This window comes from Streptomyces sp. NPDC055189 (assembly GCF_053606765.1).
On the sequence record NZ_JBSGSG010000135.1, the window covers coordinates 1 to 16,768 of the forward strand.

The following is a 16,768-nucleotide window of genomic DNA, read 5'->3' on the forward strand; positions in this document are numbered from 1 at the left end:
GGCTGAGATTTCCCCGAGCCGGGGAAATCTCCAGCCCGTCCGGCGTTTGAGGACGAACTCGGCGGAGCCGGTGATTGACGGCAACCAAGGCCCCCGCGCCAGCGGGTTTTCGGGAAGGGGCGGGGTTGGGGAGAAATCAGTCCCGCGTCAGCTCAAGCTCCAGCAACCACTCCACGACCTCCGTACGATGCCGCGCCTCGCGAGGATCCGCGCCCCACACATAAAGCCCGTGTCCGGCGACAACCACCGCCGGCATCCCCGGCGAAAGCGCGGCCTCAAGGCGATCCCCGAGGACAACCATGTCCTGGCTGTTGGCAATCACCGGCAGCGTCACGGCAACCTCATGCGTCCCGTGCCCGAGCCCCTTCAGCATCTCCAGATCACGGAAGGGAATCCCGCCGGGCTGACGATGCCCCATGGCCACCGACGCCACCGTGTGGACATGCACCACAGCCCCGGCCCCGGTAAGCGCAGCGACCCGCGCATGCAGCGCCGCCTCCGCAGAAGGCCGCCCCGCGCCGAGCGCGGCACCGGACGCGTCCGTCAACACCACGTCCGCAGCCGTCAGTTCACCCTTGTCCCGCCCACTCGCGGTCACCGCCAGCTGAAGCGGCGTACGCGAAAGAACCACGGACAGGTTCCCGGACGTACCTCGCATCCACCCGAACGAAGCGAAGCGCGCGGCCTCGGCCGCAAGGACAGCGCCCGCCTCCTCCAGGTCGAGGGCAGCAGTGGTCTCACTCGTAGAACTCATCGAACGCTCCCAGCAACACTGATCTCATCGAAGGCCGAAACCTCCGCATGCCCGCCGACCCCGTCTGCGAAGTACGGCTCCCCGACCCGGCGCACACCCACCACACGCCACCCCGCATCCCGCGCCGCGTCCAGCTCACCGAGCCGGTCGGAGAGGAAGAGCGTGCGGCCGGGGTCCACCCCGACGGCGGCGGAAATCGCGCGGTAGGACCCCGCCTCCTGCTTGGGGCCCGCGTTCTCGGTGTCGTAGAAGCCGCTCACCAGATCCATCAGGGACCCCTCGGGCGAGTACGTGAACCACGCCCGCTGCGCCGCGACGGACCCGGAGGAGTACACGTACAACCGCACCCCGCCGCCGGCCCAGCCCCGCAGCACGTCGATCACCTCGGGGTAGAAGTGCGAGACCAGCTCGCCCCGCGCGAAGCCCTCCGCCCAGAGGATGCCCTGGAGCGTCTTCAGGGGCGTCGCCTTGCGGTCGGCGTCGACCCACTCGCCCAGGATCTTCTCCACCCGCGCGGCATCCGCGTCGGGCTCACCGGCGAGCTCCCGCACCTGCGTGACCGCCCGCGCCACCTCCGGCTCGTCGCCACGCGCGGCAAGCAGCGCACCGAAGCGCTCGCGCGCGTAGGGATACAGCACGTCCACCACGAACCCCGTGGCGCTCGTGGTGCCCTCGATGTCGAGCACCACGGCGTCCACGGAACCCGCGTCGAAAGAGACACTCACGCGGCGGAACCCGCGTATCCCGCGTGGATCGCGTCGAAGTCGGGGAAGCGGTCCGCGATCGGGCTGCCCGTGAACGAGCCGATCCAGCCGTCCTCCTCGTGGAAGAAGCGGATCGCCGTGAACGCGGGCGATGTGCCCATGTCGAACCAGTGCGTCGTGCCGCGCGGCACGCCGAGCAGATCGCCCTTCTCGCAGTAGACCGCGTGCACTTCGCCGGCCACGTGCAGATAGAAGATCCCGGCGCCCGCGACGAAGAACCGCACCTCGTCATCGTCGTCGTGCGTGTGCTCGGCGAGGAACTTCTGCCGGGCGGCCTTCGCCTTCTCGGGCCAGCCGGGGTCGTCGCTGGGGTGCAGCGCGACCACGTCGACCGTCTCGAAGCCCTCTTCGGCGTTGAGCTTGTCGATCTCCGTGCGGTACGCGGCGAAGACGGTGTCGCTGTCCGCGTCGGCCGGCACGTCCTCGCGCACCGGCCACTGCTCGTAGCGCACGCCGACGGGGGCGAGCGCGGCGGCGATCTCGACCGGGTCCGCGGTGCGGCGTATGACGGTCTCGGGGCCGGACTCCGGCCAGGTCGTCAGGAGAGTCATGGCTCGCTCCAGAAGGGGACAAGGTGGGTACGGGGGGATGGTAACTCGCTGGTCAGCAGAGGTCAGCCGCGCTCACGCGGTGTCCCACAGCGTGGACGGCGCGGCCCTGCGGACCACCGGCGCGACCTCCTCGGCGAACCGCTGGAGCGTCTCGATCTGCTCGCCGCGTTCCAGGCCGAAGCCGTCCACGGTGATGGACTGCAGGTCGTGCCCGTACACCTCGTGATAGCCGAGGATCTTGTCGATGATCTGCTGCGGGGAGCCGATGAGCTGCGGCCCGTCCGCGATCGCGTCCTCGATGGTGCGGAAGGGCGTGTTGTAGCCCGCCTTGCCCTCCAGATGCGGCTTGAAGGTCTGGCGCACCTTCGCCTCGTACAGCTCGCGGTAGCGCGAGGCCGCCTGCTCCGCGGAGTCCGCGATCAGCAGTCCGCCCGAGCCCGCCGCGACACGGGCGTCCGCCGGATCGTGGCCGTACTCCTCGAACCGCTCGCGGTAGTGCGCGATCAGCTTCGCGTACGCGGCGCGCGGCTGGATGGCGTTGGCGGTGAAGAGCGGATCCCCGTGCTTGGCCGCCAGGTCGGGGGAGTTGAGGGAGGTGGCCGAGCCGTGCCAGATGCGCGGCAGACCCGCGTAGGGGCGCGGCACGGTCGTGACGTCCTTCAGGGCGGGTCTGAATTCGCCCTCCCAGTCGACGTTCTCCTCGCTCCACAGGCGGCGCAGCAGTTCGTACTTCTCCTTCTGCAGATCCCACTGCCGTTCCTCGTCGAGCCCGAAGAGGTCGAAGTGGCCCGCCTCCGCGCCCTTGCCGATGACCAGCTCGATGCGGCCGCGCGAGATCTGGTCGAGTGTCGCGTAGTCCTCGGCGACCCGGACCGGGTCGAGGATCGCCACGACGGTGACGCCGGTCAGGAGCTTGATGCGGGTGGTCCGGGCGGCGAGCGCGCCGAGCACGACGGTGGGGCTCGACGAGAGGAAGGCGCCCGCGTGCCGCTCGCCCACGGCGTACGCGTCGTAGCCGAGCTCTTCGGCGGCCACCCCGACCTCGATCACGTCCGTCAACCGGTCGGCGGACGCGGGAAGGTGGCCGGTCAGCGGGTGCGGGGCGTGGCCGATGATCGACAGGACCTGGAATCTCATGGTGGCCTCTCCGTGGTACGACCTTCCACTCTCCCCGCGCCGTATTGCACGCGTATGTACGGGGTGTGGCGGCCCGCCCTGGTACGCCGGAGGCCGGATACGCCGAAGGGGCGGCCCCCAGCGGGAGCCGCCCCTCGTACAGCCGGTGCCTACTTGTTGTCGAGCACGTCCTGGACCTTGGCGCGGACGTCGTCCGTGGCAAGACCGCGGATCGTCAGCGTCGTACGGCGGCGCAGGACGTCGTCCGCCGTCTCGGCCCACTCGTGGTCACGGGCGTAGACGACCTGGGCCCAGATCTCCGGGGCGTCCGGCGACACGCGCTCGGCGAGCTCCGGGTTCTCGTTCGCCAGGCGGGCGATGTCGAAGGAGAGCGAGCCGTAGTGCGTCGCCAGGTGCTTGGCGGTGTCGGCGGACATGCGCGGGCCGGGCGCCGGGCCGTCGACGAGCAGACGGTGCGCGACCGCGCGCGGGTTGGCGATGCCGGGCAGCGGCAGCCGCTTCTGGAGCTGCGAGATCGGCTCGTAGTCGTCGCCCAGGGGGTGGCCCGGCAGCGACTCCAGCTTCTTCATGACCGTACGGCCGATGTGGCGGAAGGTCGTCCACTTGCCGCCCGCGACGGAGAGCATGCCGGCCGCGCCCTCGGTGACGACCGTCTCGCGCTTGGCCTTCGAGGTGTCGCCGGGGCCGCCGGGCAGCACGCGCAGACCCGCGAAGGAGTACGTGATCAGGTCACGGGACAGCTGCTGGTCGCGGATGGAGAACGCGGCCTCGTCCAGGATCTGCGCGGTGTCGGCCTCGGTGACGCTCACGTCGGCCGGGTCGCCCTCGAACTCCTCGTCCGTGGTGCCCAGGAGCAGCATGTCCTCCCACGGCAGGGCGAACGTGATGCGGTACTTGTCGATCGGCGTGGCCAGTGCGGCCTTCCAGGGGGCGGTGCGCTTGAGGACCAGGTGCGCGCCCTTGGACAGGCGGATGGAGGGAGCCGCGTCCGGGTTCTCCATCTTGCGCAGGTGGTCGACCCACGGGCCGGTCGCGTTGAGCACGAGGCGGGCGTTGACGCCGAACTCGTCACCGCTCATGCGGTCCTTGAGCTCCGCGCCCGTGACCCGGCCCTTGGTGAAGCGCAGGCCGGTGACCTCGGCGTGGTTGAGGACGGCGGCACCGGCCTCGACGGCCGCGCGGACCGTCATCAGGGCCATGCGCGAGTCGTTCATCTGGTCGTCGCCGTAGACGGCGACGGCCTTCAGGTTGTCCGTGCGCAGCTCGGGCACGTCCTGCGCGGCCTTCGACGGCGAGAGCAGGTGGCCGACGCCGTCGCCGAAGGCGGAAAGCGCGCTGTACGCGAAGACGCCCGCGCCCAGCTTGGCGGCGCCGTGCGGGCCGCCCTTGTAGACGGGCAGGTAGAAGGTGAGCGGGTTCGCCAGGTGGGGGGCCACCTGACGGGACACCGCGCGACGCTCGAAGTGGTTCTCCGCGACCAGCTTCACCGCGCCGGTCTGCAGGTAGCGCAGACCGCCGTGGAGAAGCTTGGAGGAGGCGGAGGAGGTGGCGCCGGCGAAGTCACCGGCGTCCACCAGGGCCACCCGCAGTCCCGACTGCGCGGCATGCCAGGCGGTGGAGATGCCCAGGATCCCGCCACCGATCACCAGGAGGTCGTACGTCGCCTTGGAAAGCTGCTCCCGGGTCTCGGCGCGGCTCGGGTTGGAACCGGCAGCCGGATGCGTCCCGAGGGCAGGGACGCTCTGCAGGGTGGTCATGTTGATTACTCCTCGCCACTTTCGTCGAGCCAGCCCATGGACCGGTTCACGGCCTTGAGCCAGCTCTTGTACTCACGGGCGCGGGTGTCCGCGTCCATGCGGGGGGTCCACTCCGCCGCCCGGCGCCAGTTGGCGCGCAGCTCGTCGGTGCCGGACCAGAAGCCGACGGCGAGACCGGCGGCGTAGGCGGCGCCGAGGCAGGTCGTCTCGGCCACCATCGGGCGCACCACCGGCGCGTCGAGGAAGTTCGAGAGCGTCTGCATCAGCAGGTTGTTGGAGGTCATGCCGCCGTCGACCTTGAGGGCCGTGAGCTCGACGCCGGAGTCCTTCGTCATGGCGTCGGTGATCTCACGGGTCTGCCAGGCCGTGGCCTCCAGGACGGCGCGCGCGATGTGCGCCTTGGTGACGTACCGGGTGAGACCGGCGATCACACCGCGGGCGTCGGAGCGCCAGTACGGTGCGAAGAGGCCGGAGAAGGCCGGTACGAAGTAGGCGCCGCCGTTGTCCTCGACCGACGACGCGAGCGTCTCGATCTCGGCGGCGGAGTTGATCAGGCCCATCTGGTCGCGCATCCACTGCACGAGCGAACCGGTGACGGCGATGGAACCCTCGAGGGCGTAGACCGGCTTCTGGTCGCCGATCTGGTAGCCGACGGTGGTCAGCAGGCCCGAGTAGGAGTTGATGGCCGACTCACCGGTGTTCATCAGCATGAAGGTGCCGGTGCCGTACGTCGACTTGGCCTCGCCCTTGGCGAAACAGGTCTGGCCGAAGAGGGCCGCCTGCTGGTCGCCGAGCGCGGAGGCGACGGGGATGCCGGGCAGGACGTCGCCGAGCTTGCCGCCGGTGACCTCGCCGTAGACCTCGGCGGAGGAGCGGATCTCGGGGAGCATCGCCATCGGCACGCCGATGGACTCGGCGATCGACTCGTCCCACTGCATGGTGTGCAGGTTCATCAGCATGGTGCGCGAGGCGTTGGTGACGTCGGTGACGTGCTTGCCGCCGTTGACACCGCCCGTCAGGTTCCAGATGACCCAGGAGTCCATGGTGCCGAAGAGGATGTCGCCCGCCTCGGCGCGCTCGCGCAGGCCCTCGACGTTGTCGAGCAGCCAGCGGGCCTTGGGCCCGGCGAAGTAGCTGGCGAGGGGCAGGCCCGTCTGACGGCGGAAGCGGTCCTGGCCGACGTTGCGGCCGAGCTCCTTGCACAGGGCGTCGGTGCGGGTGTCCTGCCAGACGATGGCGTTGTGCACCGGCTCGCCGGTGTTCTTGTCCCAGAGCAGCGTGGTCTCACGCTGGTTGGTGATGCCGATCGCCTTGATGTCCTCGTGGGTGATCCCCGCCTTGGAGATGGCGCTCGCGACGACTTCCTGGACGTTGGTCCAGATCTCGCTCGCGTCGTGCTCGACCCAGCCCGGCTTCGGGAAGATCTGCTCGTGCTCCTTCTGGTCGACCGAAACGATCCGGCCGTCCTTGTCGAAGACGATGCAGCGACTTGAAGTGGTGCCCTGGTCGATGGCCGCGATGAAGGGGCCTGCGGTGTGTGCGTCGGTGGTCACGGTGTGCTCCTGCTTCTTCTGTGCTCTCGGCGGTCTGTCTCAGGCGGTCATCGGCGGTGTTCGCGGTCCTACTTGAACGCGAGGTTGTAGATGCCGCCGGCGATGGCGCCGCCGATCAGCGGCCCTGCGATCGGCACCCAGGCGTACGCCCAGTCCGAGCTGCCCTTGTTCGGCAGCGGGAGCAGGGAGTGCACGATGCGCGGACCGAGGTCACGGACCGGGTTGATCGCGTAGCCGGTGGGGCCACCGATCGAGAGGCCGATGCTCACCACGACGAGGGCGGTGATCAGCGCGCCGAGGGTGCCGAGGCCGTTGCCGCCGTCGTTCAGGCCCTGGGTGAGGATCGCGAGGACGAGGACGACCGTCGCGATGATCTCGGTGAGCACGTTCTGCGCGTAGTTGCGGATCTCGGGGCCGGTGGAGAACACGCCGAGCACCGGACCGGCCTTCGGAGCGGCCTTCTGGTCGACGAGGCCCTCCTCCATCGGCTGGGCCGCGAGGATCGCCGGGTCGGTGAGGTGGGCCTTGAACTGGCCCAGGTAGGCGAGCCAGACCAGAACGGCGCCGATCATAGCGCCGAGCAGCTGCGATGCGAAGTAGAGCGGAACATCGCTCCACTTCGTGCCGCCCTCGATGGCCAGGCCGAGCGTGACCGCCGGGTTGAGGTGGGCGCCTGACACGCCACCCGCCAGGTAGGCGCCGGTGAGCACCGCGAAGCCCCACCCGAAGGTGATCGCGAGCCAGCCCGCGTCCTTGGCCTTGGAGGCCTTGAGCGTGACGGCGGCACACACGCCGCCGCCGAGCAGAATGAGAATGGCGGTACCGATGGTCTCGCCGATGAAGATGTCGGAGCTGGACACCCGCGACTCCTTTGTCCTTCGTCCAGGGGAAGGCGAACCCCGGGTCCCTCCGGTGGTCCGCGACCTCAGGTGAGGTCGTTGCCGGCCCTTGGCCTTGTCACACTCTAGCGCGTAATGCCGGTAGGTGTTCGACAATGCCGACCGATGGACGCGAGTCTCACCCCGTGGTTACTTGTCCGTCAAGAGTTCTGTTATTGAAAACACGATCGTTATTGATCGTTCCGGGTTATCGGTCGGGGCAGGGGTCGCCACGGGGTGAAACGCCGTTCAACGATGGTCGCCCGGAAAGTTGCGCCCTGCATGTTGAGCGGGCCCCGCAAGGGATGCGGGGAACTGCGCGACCGGCCACGGGCGACCCGCGGAATGATCACGGCCTTCCGGCGGAACGCCCGGAGGAAACGCCTAGAAACGCCCGGCGCCCAGGTCCCGCGACACGGCACGCGCGCAGTCCCGCACGGCCGCGATCAGATCGGGGCGCAGCTCCCCGTCCTTGCGGACCCGCTCCACCGCGCCGGTGATGCCGACCGCGCCGACCGGCATGCGGCGCCGGTCGTGAATGGGTGCGGCCACGGAGGCGATGCCCTCCCACGTCTCCTCGACGTCGGCGGCGTACCCGCGCGCGCGGGTGAGATCCAGGACGCCCTCGAACGCCTCGGGGTCCACGACGGTGCGTGTGGTCAAGGTCTGCCAGTCGGACTCGGCGGCTTCGCTGTGCGCCACGGGGTCGTAGGCGGCGAGCACCTTGCCCAGGGCCGTGGAGTGCAGCGGCTGCATGGCCCCCACCTCCAGGACCTGGCGGCTGTCGTCGGGCCTGAAGACGTGGTGCACGATCAGGACGCCCTTCTGGTGCAGCACGCCGAGGTAGACGCTCTCGCCGCTGGAGCGGGCCAGGTCGTCGGTCCACACCAGGGCGCGGGCCCGCAGCTCGTGCACGTCCAGGTAGCTGTTGCCCAGGCGCAGGAGCTCGGCGCCGAGCTGATAGCGGCCCGACGCGGAGTCCTGCTCGACGAAGCCCTCCGCCTGCAGGGTGCGCAGAATGCCGTGGGCCGTGCCCTTGGCCAGGCCAAGGGCGGACGCGATCTCCGAGAGGCCGAGCCTTCGCTCTCCGCCCGCGAGAAGCCGCAGCATCGCGGCAGCCCGCTCGAGCGACTGGATGTTCCGTGCCATCGCAGCCCCTTCCTCCGTCCCCTCTGACTCCAACGTTCGACAATGCTGAACACTATCGGTCGTTGTCGACCTCCCGCGACAGAGCGGGCAGCGGTGTTTCTCGCCGTTTCCCGCCCCGCACCGAACCACACCTTCTACGAGGGGGCGGACGGGGCGCGGTGTCCGCCCCATGAACACTCAAGCGCTGTGGACCTTCGTCCCGCTACCCTGACCGAGTGCGCCTTCCACCGAAGCGCAAAGCCGACAGCCGTCGCACCTCTGGGAGCTCTTTCATGGCCTCGTTGCCGACCCCCTCGTCCGGTTCCTCGAACACCTCGAACGGAACCCGAGCCGATGCCCTCCGCGAAGCCCTCGCCACCCGGGTGGTGGTGGCCGACGGGGCGATGGGCACGATGCTCCAGGCCCAGGACCCCACCCTCGAGGACTTCCAGAACCTCGAGGGCTGTAACGAGATCCTGAACGTGACACGCCCGGACATCGTCCGCTCGGTCCACGAGGAGTACTTCGCGGTCGGCGTCGACTGCGTCGAGACGAACACGTTCGGCACGAACTTCGCCGCCCTGAGCGAGTACGACATTCCCGAGCGGAACTTCGAGCTCTCCGAGGCCGGCGCCCGCATCGCCCGCGAGGTCGCCGACGAGTTCACCGCGTCGACCGGTCAGCAGCGCTGGGTCCTGGGCTCCATGGGCCCCGGCACCAAGCTGCCGACCCTGGGCCACGCCCCGTACACCGTCCTGCGCGACGCCTACCAGACCAACGCCGAAGGCATGATCGCCGGCGGCGCCGACGCCCTCCTGGTGGAGACCACCCAGGACCTGCTGCAGACCAAGTCCGCGATCCTCGGCGCCCGCCGCGCCCTGGAGGCCACCGGTGCGAACCTCCCGCTGATCTGCTCGGTCACCGTCGAGACCACCGGCACGATGCTGCTCGGCTCGGAGATCGGCGCCGCGCTGACCGCCCTGGAGCCGCTCGGCATCGACATGATCGGCCTGAACTGCGCCACGGGCCCGGCCGAGATGAGCGAGCACCTGCGCTACCTCGCCCGCCACTCGCGCGTGCCGATCTCCTGCATGCCCAACGCAGGTCTGCCGGTCCTGGGCAAGAACGGCGCCCACTACCCGCTGACCGAGGCCGAGCTGGCCGACGCCCAGGAGACCTTCGTACGCGAATACGGCCTCTCCCTGGTCGGCGGCTGCTGCGGCACCACCCCCGAGCACCTGCGCCAGGTCGTCGAGCGCGTGCGCGGCGTGGAGACGACCCGCCGCGAGCCGCGCCCCGAGCCCGGCGCCGCCTCGCTCTACCAGACCGTGCCCTTCCGCCAGGACACCGCGTACATGGCGATCGGCGAGCGCACGAACGCCAACGGCTCGAAGAAGTTCCGCGAGGCCATGCTGGAGGGCCGCTGGGACGACTGCGTGGAGATGGCCCGCGACCAGATCCGCGAAGGCGCCCACATGCTCGACCTGTGCGTCGACTACGTCGGCCGTGACGGCGTGAAGGACATGGAGGAGCTCGCGGGCCGCTTCGCCACCGCCTCCACCCTGCCCATCGTCCTGGACTCCACCGAACTGCCCGTCATCCAGGCCGGGTTGGAGAAGCTGGGCGGCCGCGCCGTCATCAACTCCGTCAACTACGAGGACGGCGACGGCCCCGAGTCCCGCTTCGCGAAGGTCACCGCGCTCGCCAAGGAGCACGGCGCCGCGCTGATCGCGCTGACCATCGACGAGGAGGGCCAGGCCCGCACCGCCGAGCACAAGGTCGCCATCGCCGAGCGCCTCATCGACGACCTGACCGGCAACTGGGGCATCCACGAGTCGGACATCCTCATCGACACCCTGACCTTCACCATCTGCACCGGCCAGGAGGAGTCCCGGGGCGACGGCATCGCCACCATCGAGGCGATCCGCGAGCTCAAGAAGCGTCACCCGGACGTACAGACCACCCTGGGCCTGTCGAACATCTCCTTCGGCCTCAACCCGGCCGCCCGCGTCGTCCTGAACTCCGTCTTCCTCGACGAGTGCGTCAAGGCGGGCCTGGACTCGGCGATCGTGCACGCCTCCAAGATCCTGCCCATCGCGCGCCTGGACGAGGAGCAGGTCAAGGCCGCCCACGACCTGATCTACGACCGCCGCGAAGAGGGCTACGACCCCCTGCAGAAGCTCATGGAGCTCTTCGAGGGCGTCAACATGAAGTCGATGAAGGAGGGCAAGGCCGAGGAACTCCTCGCCCTGCCCCTTGACGAGCGCCTGCAGCGCCGCATCATCGACGGCGAGAAGAAGGGCCTTGAGACCGACCTCGACGAGGCCCTGCTGACCCGCCCGGCGCTCGACATCGTCAACGACACCCTCCTGGAGGGCATGAAGGTCGTCGGCGAGCTCTTCGGCTCGGGACAGATGCAGCTGCCCTTCGTGCTCCAGTCCGCCGAGGTCATGAAGACCGCGGTCGCCCACCTCGAACCGCACATGGAGAAGTCGGACTCCGAGGGCAAGGGCACCATCGTCCTGGCCACCGTCCGCGGCGACGTCCACGACATCGGCAAGAACCTCGTCGACATCATCCTGTCCAACAACGGCTACAACGTCGTCAACCTCGGCATCAAGCAGCCGGTCGCCGCGATCCTGGACGCCGCGGCCGAGCACCGCGCCGACGTGATCGGCATGTCAGGCCTCCTGGTGAAGTCGACCGTGATCATGAAGGAGAACCTGGAGGAGCTCAACCAGCGCAAGATGGCCGCTGACTTCCCGGTGATCCTCGGTGGCGCCGCGCTGACCCGCGCCTACGTCGAGCAGGACCTCCACGAGATCTACGAGGGCGAGGTCCGCTACGCCCGCGACGCGTTCGAGGGCCTGCGCCTGATGGACGCCCTCATCGCGGTCAAGCGAGGCGTCCCCGGCGCCACGCTGCCCGAGCTGAAGCAGCGCCGCGTGGCCAAGCGGGACACCCCGGTCCCGGAGGCCACCGAGGACGAGGGCCCCGCACGCTCGGACGTCTCGGTCGACAACCCCGTCCCCACCCCGCCGTTCTGGGGCACCCGCGTCGTCAAGGGCATCCAGCTCAAGGAGTACGCCTCCTGGCTGGACGAGGGCGCCCTGTTCAAGGGCCAGTGGGGCCTCAAGCAGGCCCGTACGGGCGACGGCCCCACGTACGAGGAGCTGGTGGAGACCGAGGGCCGCCCGCGCCTGCGCGGCTGGCTCGACGAGCTGCACACCAAGAACATGCTGGAGGCGGCCGTCGTGCACGGCTACTTCCCCTGCGTCTCCAAGGGCGACGACCTGATCATCCTGGACGACGAGGGCAACGAGCGCACCCGCTTCACCTTCCCGCGCCAGCGCCGCGGCCGGCGCCTGTGCCTGGCGGACTACTTCCGCCCCGAGGAGTCCGGCGAGACCGACGTGGTCGGCCTGCAGGTCGTCACCGTCGGCTCGAAGATCGGCGAGGCCACGGCCGAGCTCTTCGCCGCCGACTCCTACCGCGACTACCTCGAACTGCACGGCCTGTCCGTGCAGTTGGCCGAGGCGCTCGCCGAGTACTGGCACGCACGCGTGCGTGCCGAGCTCGGCTTCGGCGGCGAGGACCCCGCCGACGTCGAGGACATGTTCGCCCTGAAGTACCGCGGCGCGCGCTTCTCGCTCGGCTACGGCGCCTGCCCCGACCTGGAGGACCGCGCGAAGATCGCCGAGCTCCTGGAGCCGGAGCGGATCGGCGTGCAGCTCTCCGAGGAGTTCCAGCTGCACCCGGAGCAGTCCACGGACGCGATCGTCATCCACCATCCCGAGGCGAAATACTTCAACGCGCGCTGAGCGGACAAGTCGTACACTTGTCGGTCCAGTGCAGGCCGGTTGCCCACCCGTCAGAAGGGGGCAACCGGCCTTTCCGTCCCTCATGGAGGTGTGCCCGGATGACCAGTACGGTTCCCGCGCTCGATACCCGAACGGCCGAAGGCAGTGACCTGCAGGCGGTGCTCCTCGACATGGACGGAACCCTCGTGGACACCGAGGGGTTCTGGTGGGACGCGGAGGTAGCGGTCTTCGCCGGACTCGGACACACGCTGGACGAGGCCTGGCGTGACGTGGTCGTCGGCGGTCCCATGACGCGCAGCGCCGGATTCCTCATCGAGTCCACCGGCGCCGACATCACGGTCCCCGAGCTGACCGTGCTGCTCAACGACGGCTTCGAGGACCGCATCGGCCGCGCCCTGCCGCTGATGCCGGGAGCCGCCCGGCTCCTTGCGGAGCTCGCCGCGCACGAGGTACCCATGGCCCTGGTCTCCGCCTCGCACCGGCGCATCATCGACCGCGTGCTCGACTCGATCGGATCGCATCACTTCACGCTGACCATCGCGGGCGACGAGGTGACCCGGACCAAGCCGCACCCCGACCCCTACCTCCTCGCGGCGGCCGGAGTCGGCGCGGAACCGGCCAGATGTGCCGTCATCGAGGACACCGCGACCGGCGTCGCGGCGGCCGAGGCCGCGGGCTGCCGTGTGGTGGCGGTGCCGTCCGTGGCGCCCATCGCCCCGGCATCCGGCAGGACCATCGTGCCGACCCTCGAACACGTCAACCTGCCTTTCCTGCAGGGCCTGATGGCCGGAAAGCGCTGAACGGTTGAAGATGTGACCTTTCCCACTCCAAGGGGGGTCGACAGTCGGTCGGGGCTGTGCCGGAGCGGCGATTTGCGAGACTTGTTCAGTGGCGTTGTGTCCTGATTAAGGGGAACCTCACGAAACCTTCCCGTGTCGGGGTATCGGTGCGTCCGCGCCCGGTTTCGCTGTGTGATTGAGGGTCAACTCCGGTGCATACCGGCCCGCCTGGCGGTGCGGACTAATCTCTTCGCGAGAACATCGCCACACCCCACGGACCGAACTGACCCCACCCCTCGTTGTCGGTCCGGACGGGACCAACAGCTCTGGAGAACGTCGAGCATGAACCGTAAGACTTTGGTGCTGCCGGCCGTAGTAGGTCTGCTCGCTTCCGCGCTCGCGGCCTGCGGAGGGGCGGGCGACGGCGGGGACGACGACGCGATCACCGTCGGCACCACGGACCGGTTCGCGACCTCACCCGAGATACCGGCGCCCTTCGACCCGGCGTACGCCTATGACGCGGGCTCCTGGAACGTCGTGCGCCAGACGGTCCAGACGCTGATGGCCGCCCCGCGCGGCGGCGGAGAGCCGGAGCCCGACGCCGCCGAGAAGTGCGGCTTCACCGACACCGGCAACGAGCGCTACGAGTGCACGCTGCGCAAGGACCTGAAGTTCGCCGACGGCGAGCCGCTGACCGCCGCCGACGTGAAGTTCTCCATCGAGCGGGTGCGGGACATCAAGATCAAGGACCCCAGCGGCTCCGCCGGCATGGTGTCCAACGTCGACGCGATCGAGACCGAAGGCGACCGGAGCGTCGTCTTCCACCTCAAGAGCCCCGACGCCACCTTCCCGTACAAGCTGGCCACGCCCATCGCGGGCATCGTCAGCTCGGAGCACTACGCCAAGAACAAGCTGCGCGACGGCTTCGACCTGGACGGCTCGGGCCCCTACACCGCCAAGCAGGAGGTGAAGGGCAACACGCTCGTGAAGACAACGTTCTCCAAGAACCCCAACTACAAGGGCGTGCTGAAGCCCAAGAACGACAAAGTCGAGATGCGCACCTACGAGTCCGCCGACGCCATGGGCAAGGCCCTCAAGGGCGGCGACCTCGACATGATGACGCGCACCATGTCGCCCGAGCAGATCAAGACGCTCAACGAGGAGACGAGCGACAACATCGAGCTGGTCGAGACGCCCGGCCTCGAGATCCGCTACCTCGGCTTCAACACGGACGCCACCACCGTCAAGTCCAAGGCGGTCCGCCAGGCCGTCGCGCAGATCGTCGACCGCGGCGCCCTCGCCGCCGGTGTCTACGGCGACGCGGCCGAGCCGCTCTACTCCACGGTGCCGGCCACGATCACGGGCCACACCAACTCGTTCTTCAACAAGTACGGCAACCCGAGCCCGGCCAAGGCCCGCACCCTGCTGCAGAAGGCCGACATCAGCACGCCGGTGAAGGTCACCCTGCACTACACGACGGACCACTACGGCCCGGGCACCAAGAAGGAATTCCAGCTCCTGCAGAAGCAGCTCAACGCGAGCGGCCTGTTCGACGTGTCGATCAAGGGCACGGAGTGGAACACCTTCCGCCCCGCCGAGCAGAAGGGCGCGTACGACATCTACGGCATGGGCTGGTTCCCCGACTTCCCCGACGCCGACAACTTCCTGACGCCGTTCCTCGACAAGGACAACATCCTCGGCTCGCCGTACGTGAACCCCACCATCAACGACGAGCTGCTGCCGCACTCGCGCCGTGAGGCGGACCGGCTCACCGCCTCCAAGAGCATCAAGAAGGTGCAGGACATCGTCGCCGAGGACGTGCCGGTGCTGCCCCTCTGGCAGGGTAAGCAGTACATCGCGGCCCGGGACGACATCACGGGCGTCGAGTGGGCACTCAACTCGTCCTCGAACCTCCAGCTGTGGGAGCTCGGCCGAGGTGTGAGCGGCTGACCTCCGCGCACACCTGTAAAAGTCCTGCCGGGCTTCGCTCCACCGATACACATCAACGACAAGGCACTTCGTGATTTTGCGTAACCAGTGGCTGGCCCTTCCCCTCACGGGAGGGCTGGCCGCCGCCCTGCTCACCGGCTGCGGCACGGAAACGGGCGGCGCGGGGGAGAACGAGGACGCGGTGGTGATGGGGATGTCGGACGACGTCCTGGCCACCGACCCGGCAGCCGGCTACGACCCCGGATCGTGGCTCCTGTTCAACAACGTCTTCCAGTCCCTGATGAGCTTCCCGAACGGCGCCACCGAGCCGCAGCCCGAAGCCGCCAAGGAGTGCGGCTTCACCGACTCGAAGACCAGAGTTTTCGAGTGCACGCTGCGCGACGGCCTGAAGTTCAGCAACGGCAACGCACTGACCTCGAAGGACGTCAAGTACTCCTTCGACCGCATGATGAAGATCAACGACGACGCCGGTCCGGCGATCATGTTCCCGATGCTCGACCGCGTCGAGACGCCGAACGCCAAGAAGGTCGTCTTCAAGCTCAAGTACGCCGACGCCACCTTCCCCAGCAAGATCGCGTCCGGTGCGGGATCCATCGTCGACCACGCGTCGTACGACATGGACGGACTGCGCGCGGACGGTCAGGCCACGGGTTCGGGACCGTACAAGCTCGACTCCTTCGACGACGGGCAGGCCGTGTTCTCGGTCAACCCCGACTACAAGGGCACCGCCAAGGTGAAGAACAAGGGCGTCACCCTCAAGTTCTTCCACGACGACCAGAAGGGCCTGAAGAAGGCACTCCTGGACGACAAGATCGACCTCGCGTACCGCGGTCTCGCCGCGAACGACGTCGCGGACATCGAGCAGGACACCTCCGACGCCAGCCAGAACATCGACGTCGTCGAGGGCACGAGCGCGGAGGTCCAGCACCTGGTCTTCAACATGAAGGACCCGGTCGCCGGCAAGCTGGGCGTGCGCAAGGCCATGGCCTACCTGCTCGACCGTGACGCCCTGGTCCAGGACGTCTACCGGGACACGGCGACACCGCTGTACTCGATCGTCCCGGCCGGGATCGGCGGCCACAACACCGCCTTCTTCGACACCTACGGCGCCCGCCCCCAGCGCTCCAAGGCCGCGGCCGCCCTGCGCGCGGAGGGGCTGACCGGCAAGGTCAAGCTCACGCTCTGGTCCACGCCCTCGCGCTACGGCCCGGCAACCGACCAGGAGATGAAGGCGATCGCCAAGCAGCTCAACGCGAGCGGTCTCTTCGACGCCGAGGTGAAGTCGGTCGCGTTCGGCCAGTACGAGCAGGACATCAAGTCCGGCAAGTACGGCGTGTACGTCAAGGGCTGGGTGCCGGACTACCCGGACCCGGACAACTTCACGCAGCCGTTCTTCGGCAAGGGCAACGTCCTGGACAACGGCTACCGGAACAGCGACATCACCGGGAAGATCATCCCCGGCACCGCCGCCGTGACCGACCGCACCAGGACCGACGAGGACTACGCGAAGCTCCAGGACATCGTCGCCGACGAACTGCCGATCCTGCCGGTCTGGCAGGCCAAGCAGTACGCGGTCATCAGCGACGACGTGTACGGCGTTGAGTCGTGCCTCGACGCGTCGACGGTCTTCCGCTTCTGGGAGCTCAGCAAGGCCTGACCCGGCTGACACGCAGGAAGGCGGCCACCCCTCCCGGAG

Annotated in this window: 12 protein-coding genes; 4 read left to right on the forward strand and 8 right to left on the reverse strand. The window is 68.8% G+C overall.

All coding sequences use genetic code 11. From position 1 onward, the window contains the following. Nucleotides 1-136: 136 nt before the first annotated feature. From mtnB to ACWFR3_RS44585, 8 genes are all read right to left on the reverse strand, one after another. The gene (gene mtnB, locus ACWFR3_RS44550) at nt 137-754 is read right to left on the reverse strand and encodes a methylthioribulose 1-phosphate dehydratase (RefSeq protein ID WP_453740431.1); all 618 of its coding nucleotides are present in this window, start codon (nt 752-754) and stop codon (nt 137-139) included. After that, nucleotides 751-1,479, reverse strand: coding sequence for an acireductone synthase (gene mtnC, locus ACWFR3_RS44555; RefSeq protein ID WP_453740432.1), 729 nt, complete (start codon nt 1,477-1,479; stop codon nt 751-753). The genes mtnB and mtnC overlap by 4 nt, the downstream gene beginning before the upstream one ends. Then, nucleotides 1,476-2,069 carry a 1,2-dihydroxy-3-keto-5-methylthiopentene dioxygenase gene (locus ACWFR3_RS44560; RefSeq protein ID WP_453740433.1) on the reverse strand — a complete coding sequence of 198 codons (594 nt, stop codon included), beginning with the start codon at nt 2,067-2,069 and terminating at the stop codon, nt 1,476-1,478. The genes mtnC and ACWFR3_RS44560 overlap by 4 nt, the downstream gene beginning before the upstream one ends. A gap of 72 nt (nt 2,070-2,141) precedes the next feature. After that, the gene (locus ACWFR3_RS44565; RefSeq protein WP_453740434.1) at nt 2,142-3,206 is read right to left on the reverse strand and encodes an LLM class flavin-dependent oxidoreductase; all 1,065 of its coding nucleotides are present in this window, start codon (nt 3,204-3,206) and stop codon (nt 2,142-2,144) included. Nucleotides 3,207-3,355: 149 nt separating this feature from the next. Beyond that, complete coding sequence (locus ACWFR3_RS44570) at nt 3,356-4,963, reverse strand: FAD-dependent oxidoreductase (RefSeq protein ID WP_453740435.1); 1,608 nt, start codon at nt 4,961-4,963, stop codon at nt 3,356-3,358. Between the two features lie 5 nt (nt 4,964-4,968). Then, on the reverse strand, nt 4,969-6,516 hold the full coding sequence (gene glpK, locus ACWFR3_RS44575; protein WP_453740436.1) for a glycerol kinase GlpK: 1,548 nt from the start codon (nt 6,514-6,516) through the stop codon (nt 4,969-4,971). A gap of 68 nt (nt 6,517-6,584) precedes the next feature. After that, complete coding sequence (locus ACWFR3_RS44580) at nt 6,585-7,376, reverse strand: MIP/aquaporin family protein (protein ID WP_453740437.1); 792 nt, start codon at nt 7,374-7,376, stop codon at nt 6,585-6,587. Between the two features lie 402 nt (nt 7,377-7,778). Then, entirely contained in the window at nt 7,779-8,543 is a 765-nt protein-coding gene (locus ACWFR3_RS44585; RefSeq protein ID WP_453740438.1) for an IclR family transcriptional regulator, read from the reverse strand. 272 nt (nt 8,544-8,815) lie between these two features. On the opposite strand from ACWFR3_RS44585, the gene metH reads away from it, so the two are divergent. The 4 genes from metH (at nt 8,816) to ACWFR3_RS44605 (ending at nt 16,729) form a co-directional block, all read left to right on the forward strand. Then, nucleotides 8,816-12,343 (forward strand): methionine synthase, encoded by a 3,528-nt coding sequence (gene metH, locus ACWFR3_RS44590; RefSeq protein ID WP_453740439.1) that lies wholly within the window; start codon nt 8,816-8,818, stop codon nt 12,341-12,343. A 98-nt stretch (nt 12,344-12,441) separates the two neighbouring features. Beyond that, nucleotides 12,442-13,143, forward strand: a complete 702-nt coding sequence (locus tag ACWFR3_RS44595) for an HAD-IA family hydrolase (RefSeq protein ID WP_453740440.1) — start codon at nt 12,442-12,444, stop codon at nt 13,141-13,143. Between the two features lie 321 nt (nt 13,144-13,464). Further along, nucleotides 13,465-15,072: an ABC transporter substrate-binding protein gene (locus ACWFR3_RS44600; RefSeq protein WP_453740441.1), complete on the forward strand. Its 1,608-nt coding sequence runs from the start codon at nt 13,465-13,467 to the stop codon at nt 15,070-15,072. Nucleotides 15,073-15,142: 70 nt separating this feature from the next. Next, nucleotides 15,143-16,729, forward strand: a complete 1,587-nt coding sequence (locus ACWFR3_RS44605) for an ABC transporter substrate-binding protein (protein ID WP_453740442.1) — start codon at nt 15,143-15,145, stop codon at nt 16,727-16,729. Nucleotides 16,730-16,768 lie beyond the last annotated feature (39 nt).

What these genes read in the sequence shown, in the direction of transcription:
- ACWFR3_RS44570 (WP_453740435.1), bottom strand. Translation starts at nt 4,963, where the DNA reads ATGACCACCCTGCAGAGCGTCCCTGCCCTCGGGACGCATCCGGCTGCC.
- ACWFR3_RS44565 (WP_453740434.1), bottom strand. Translation starts at nt 3,206, where the DNA reads ATGAGATTCCAGGTCCTGTCGATCATCGGCCACGCCCCGCACCCGCTG.
- ACWFR3_RS44560 (WP_453740433.1), bottom strand. Translation starts at nt 2,069, where the DNA reads ATGACTCTCCTGACGACCTGGCCGGAGTCCGGCCCCGAGACCGTCATA.
- ACWFR3_RS44595 (WP_453740440.1), top strand. Translation starts at nt 12,442, where the DNA reads ATGACCAGTACGGTTCCCGCGCTCGATACCCGAACGGCCGAAGGCAGT.
- ACWFR3_RS44585 (WP_453740438.1), bottom strand. Translation starts at nt 8,543, where the DNA reads ATGGCACGGAACATCCAGTCGCTCGAGCGGGCTGCCGCGATGCTGCGG.
- mtnB (WP_453740431.1), bottom strand. Translation starts at nt 754, where the DNA reads ATGAGTTCTACGAGTGAGACCACTGCTGCCCTCGACCTGGAGGAGGCG.
- metH (WP_453740439.1), top strand. Translation starts at nt 8,816, where the DNA reads ATGGCCTCGTTGCCGACCCCCTCGTCCGGTTCCTCGAACACCTCGAAC.
- ACWFR3_RS44600 (WP_453740441.1), top strand. Translation starts at nt 13,465, where the DNA reads ATGAACCGTAAGACTTTGGTGCTGCCGGCCGTAGTAGGTCTGCTCGCT.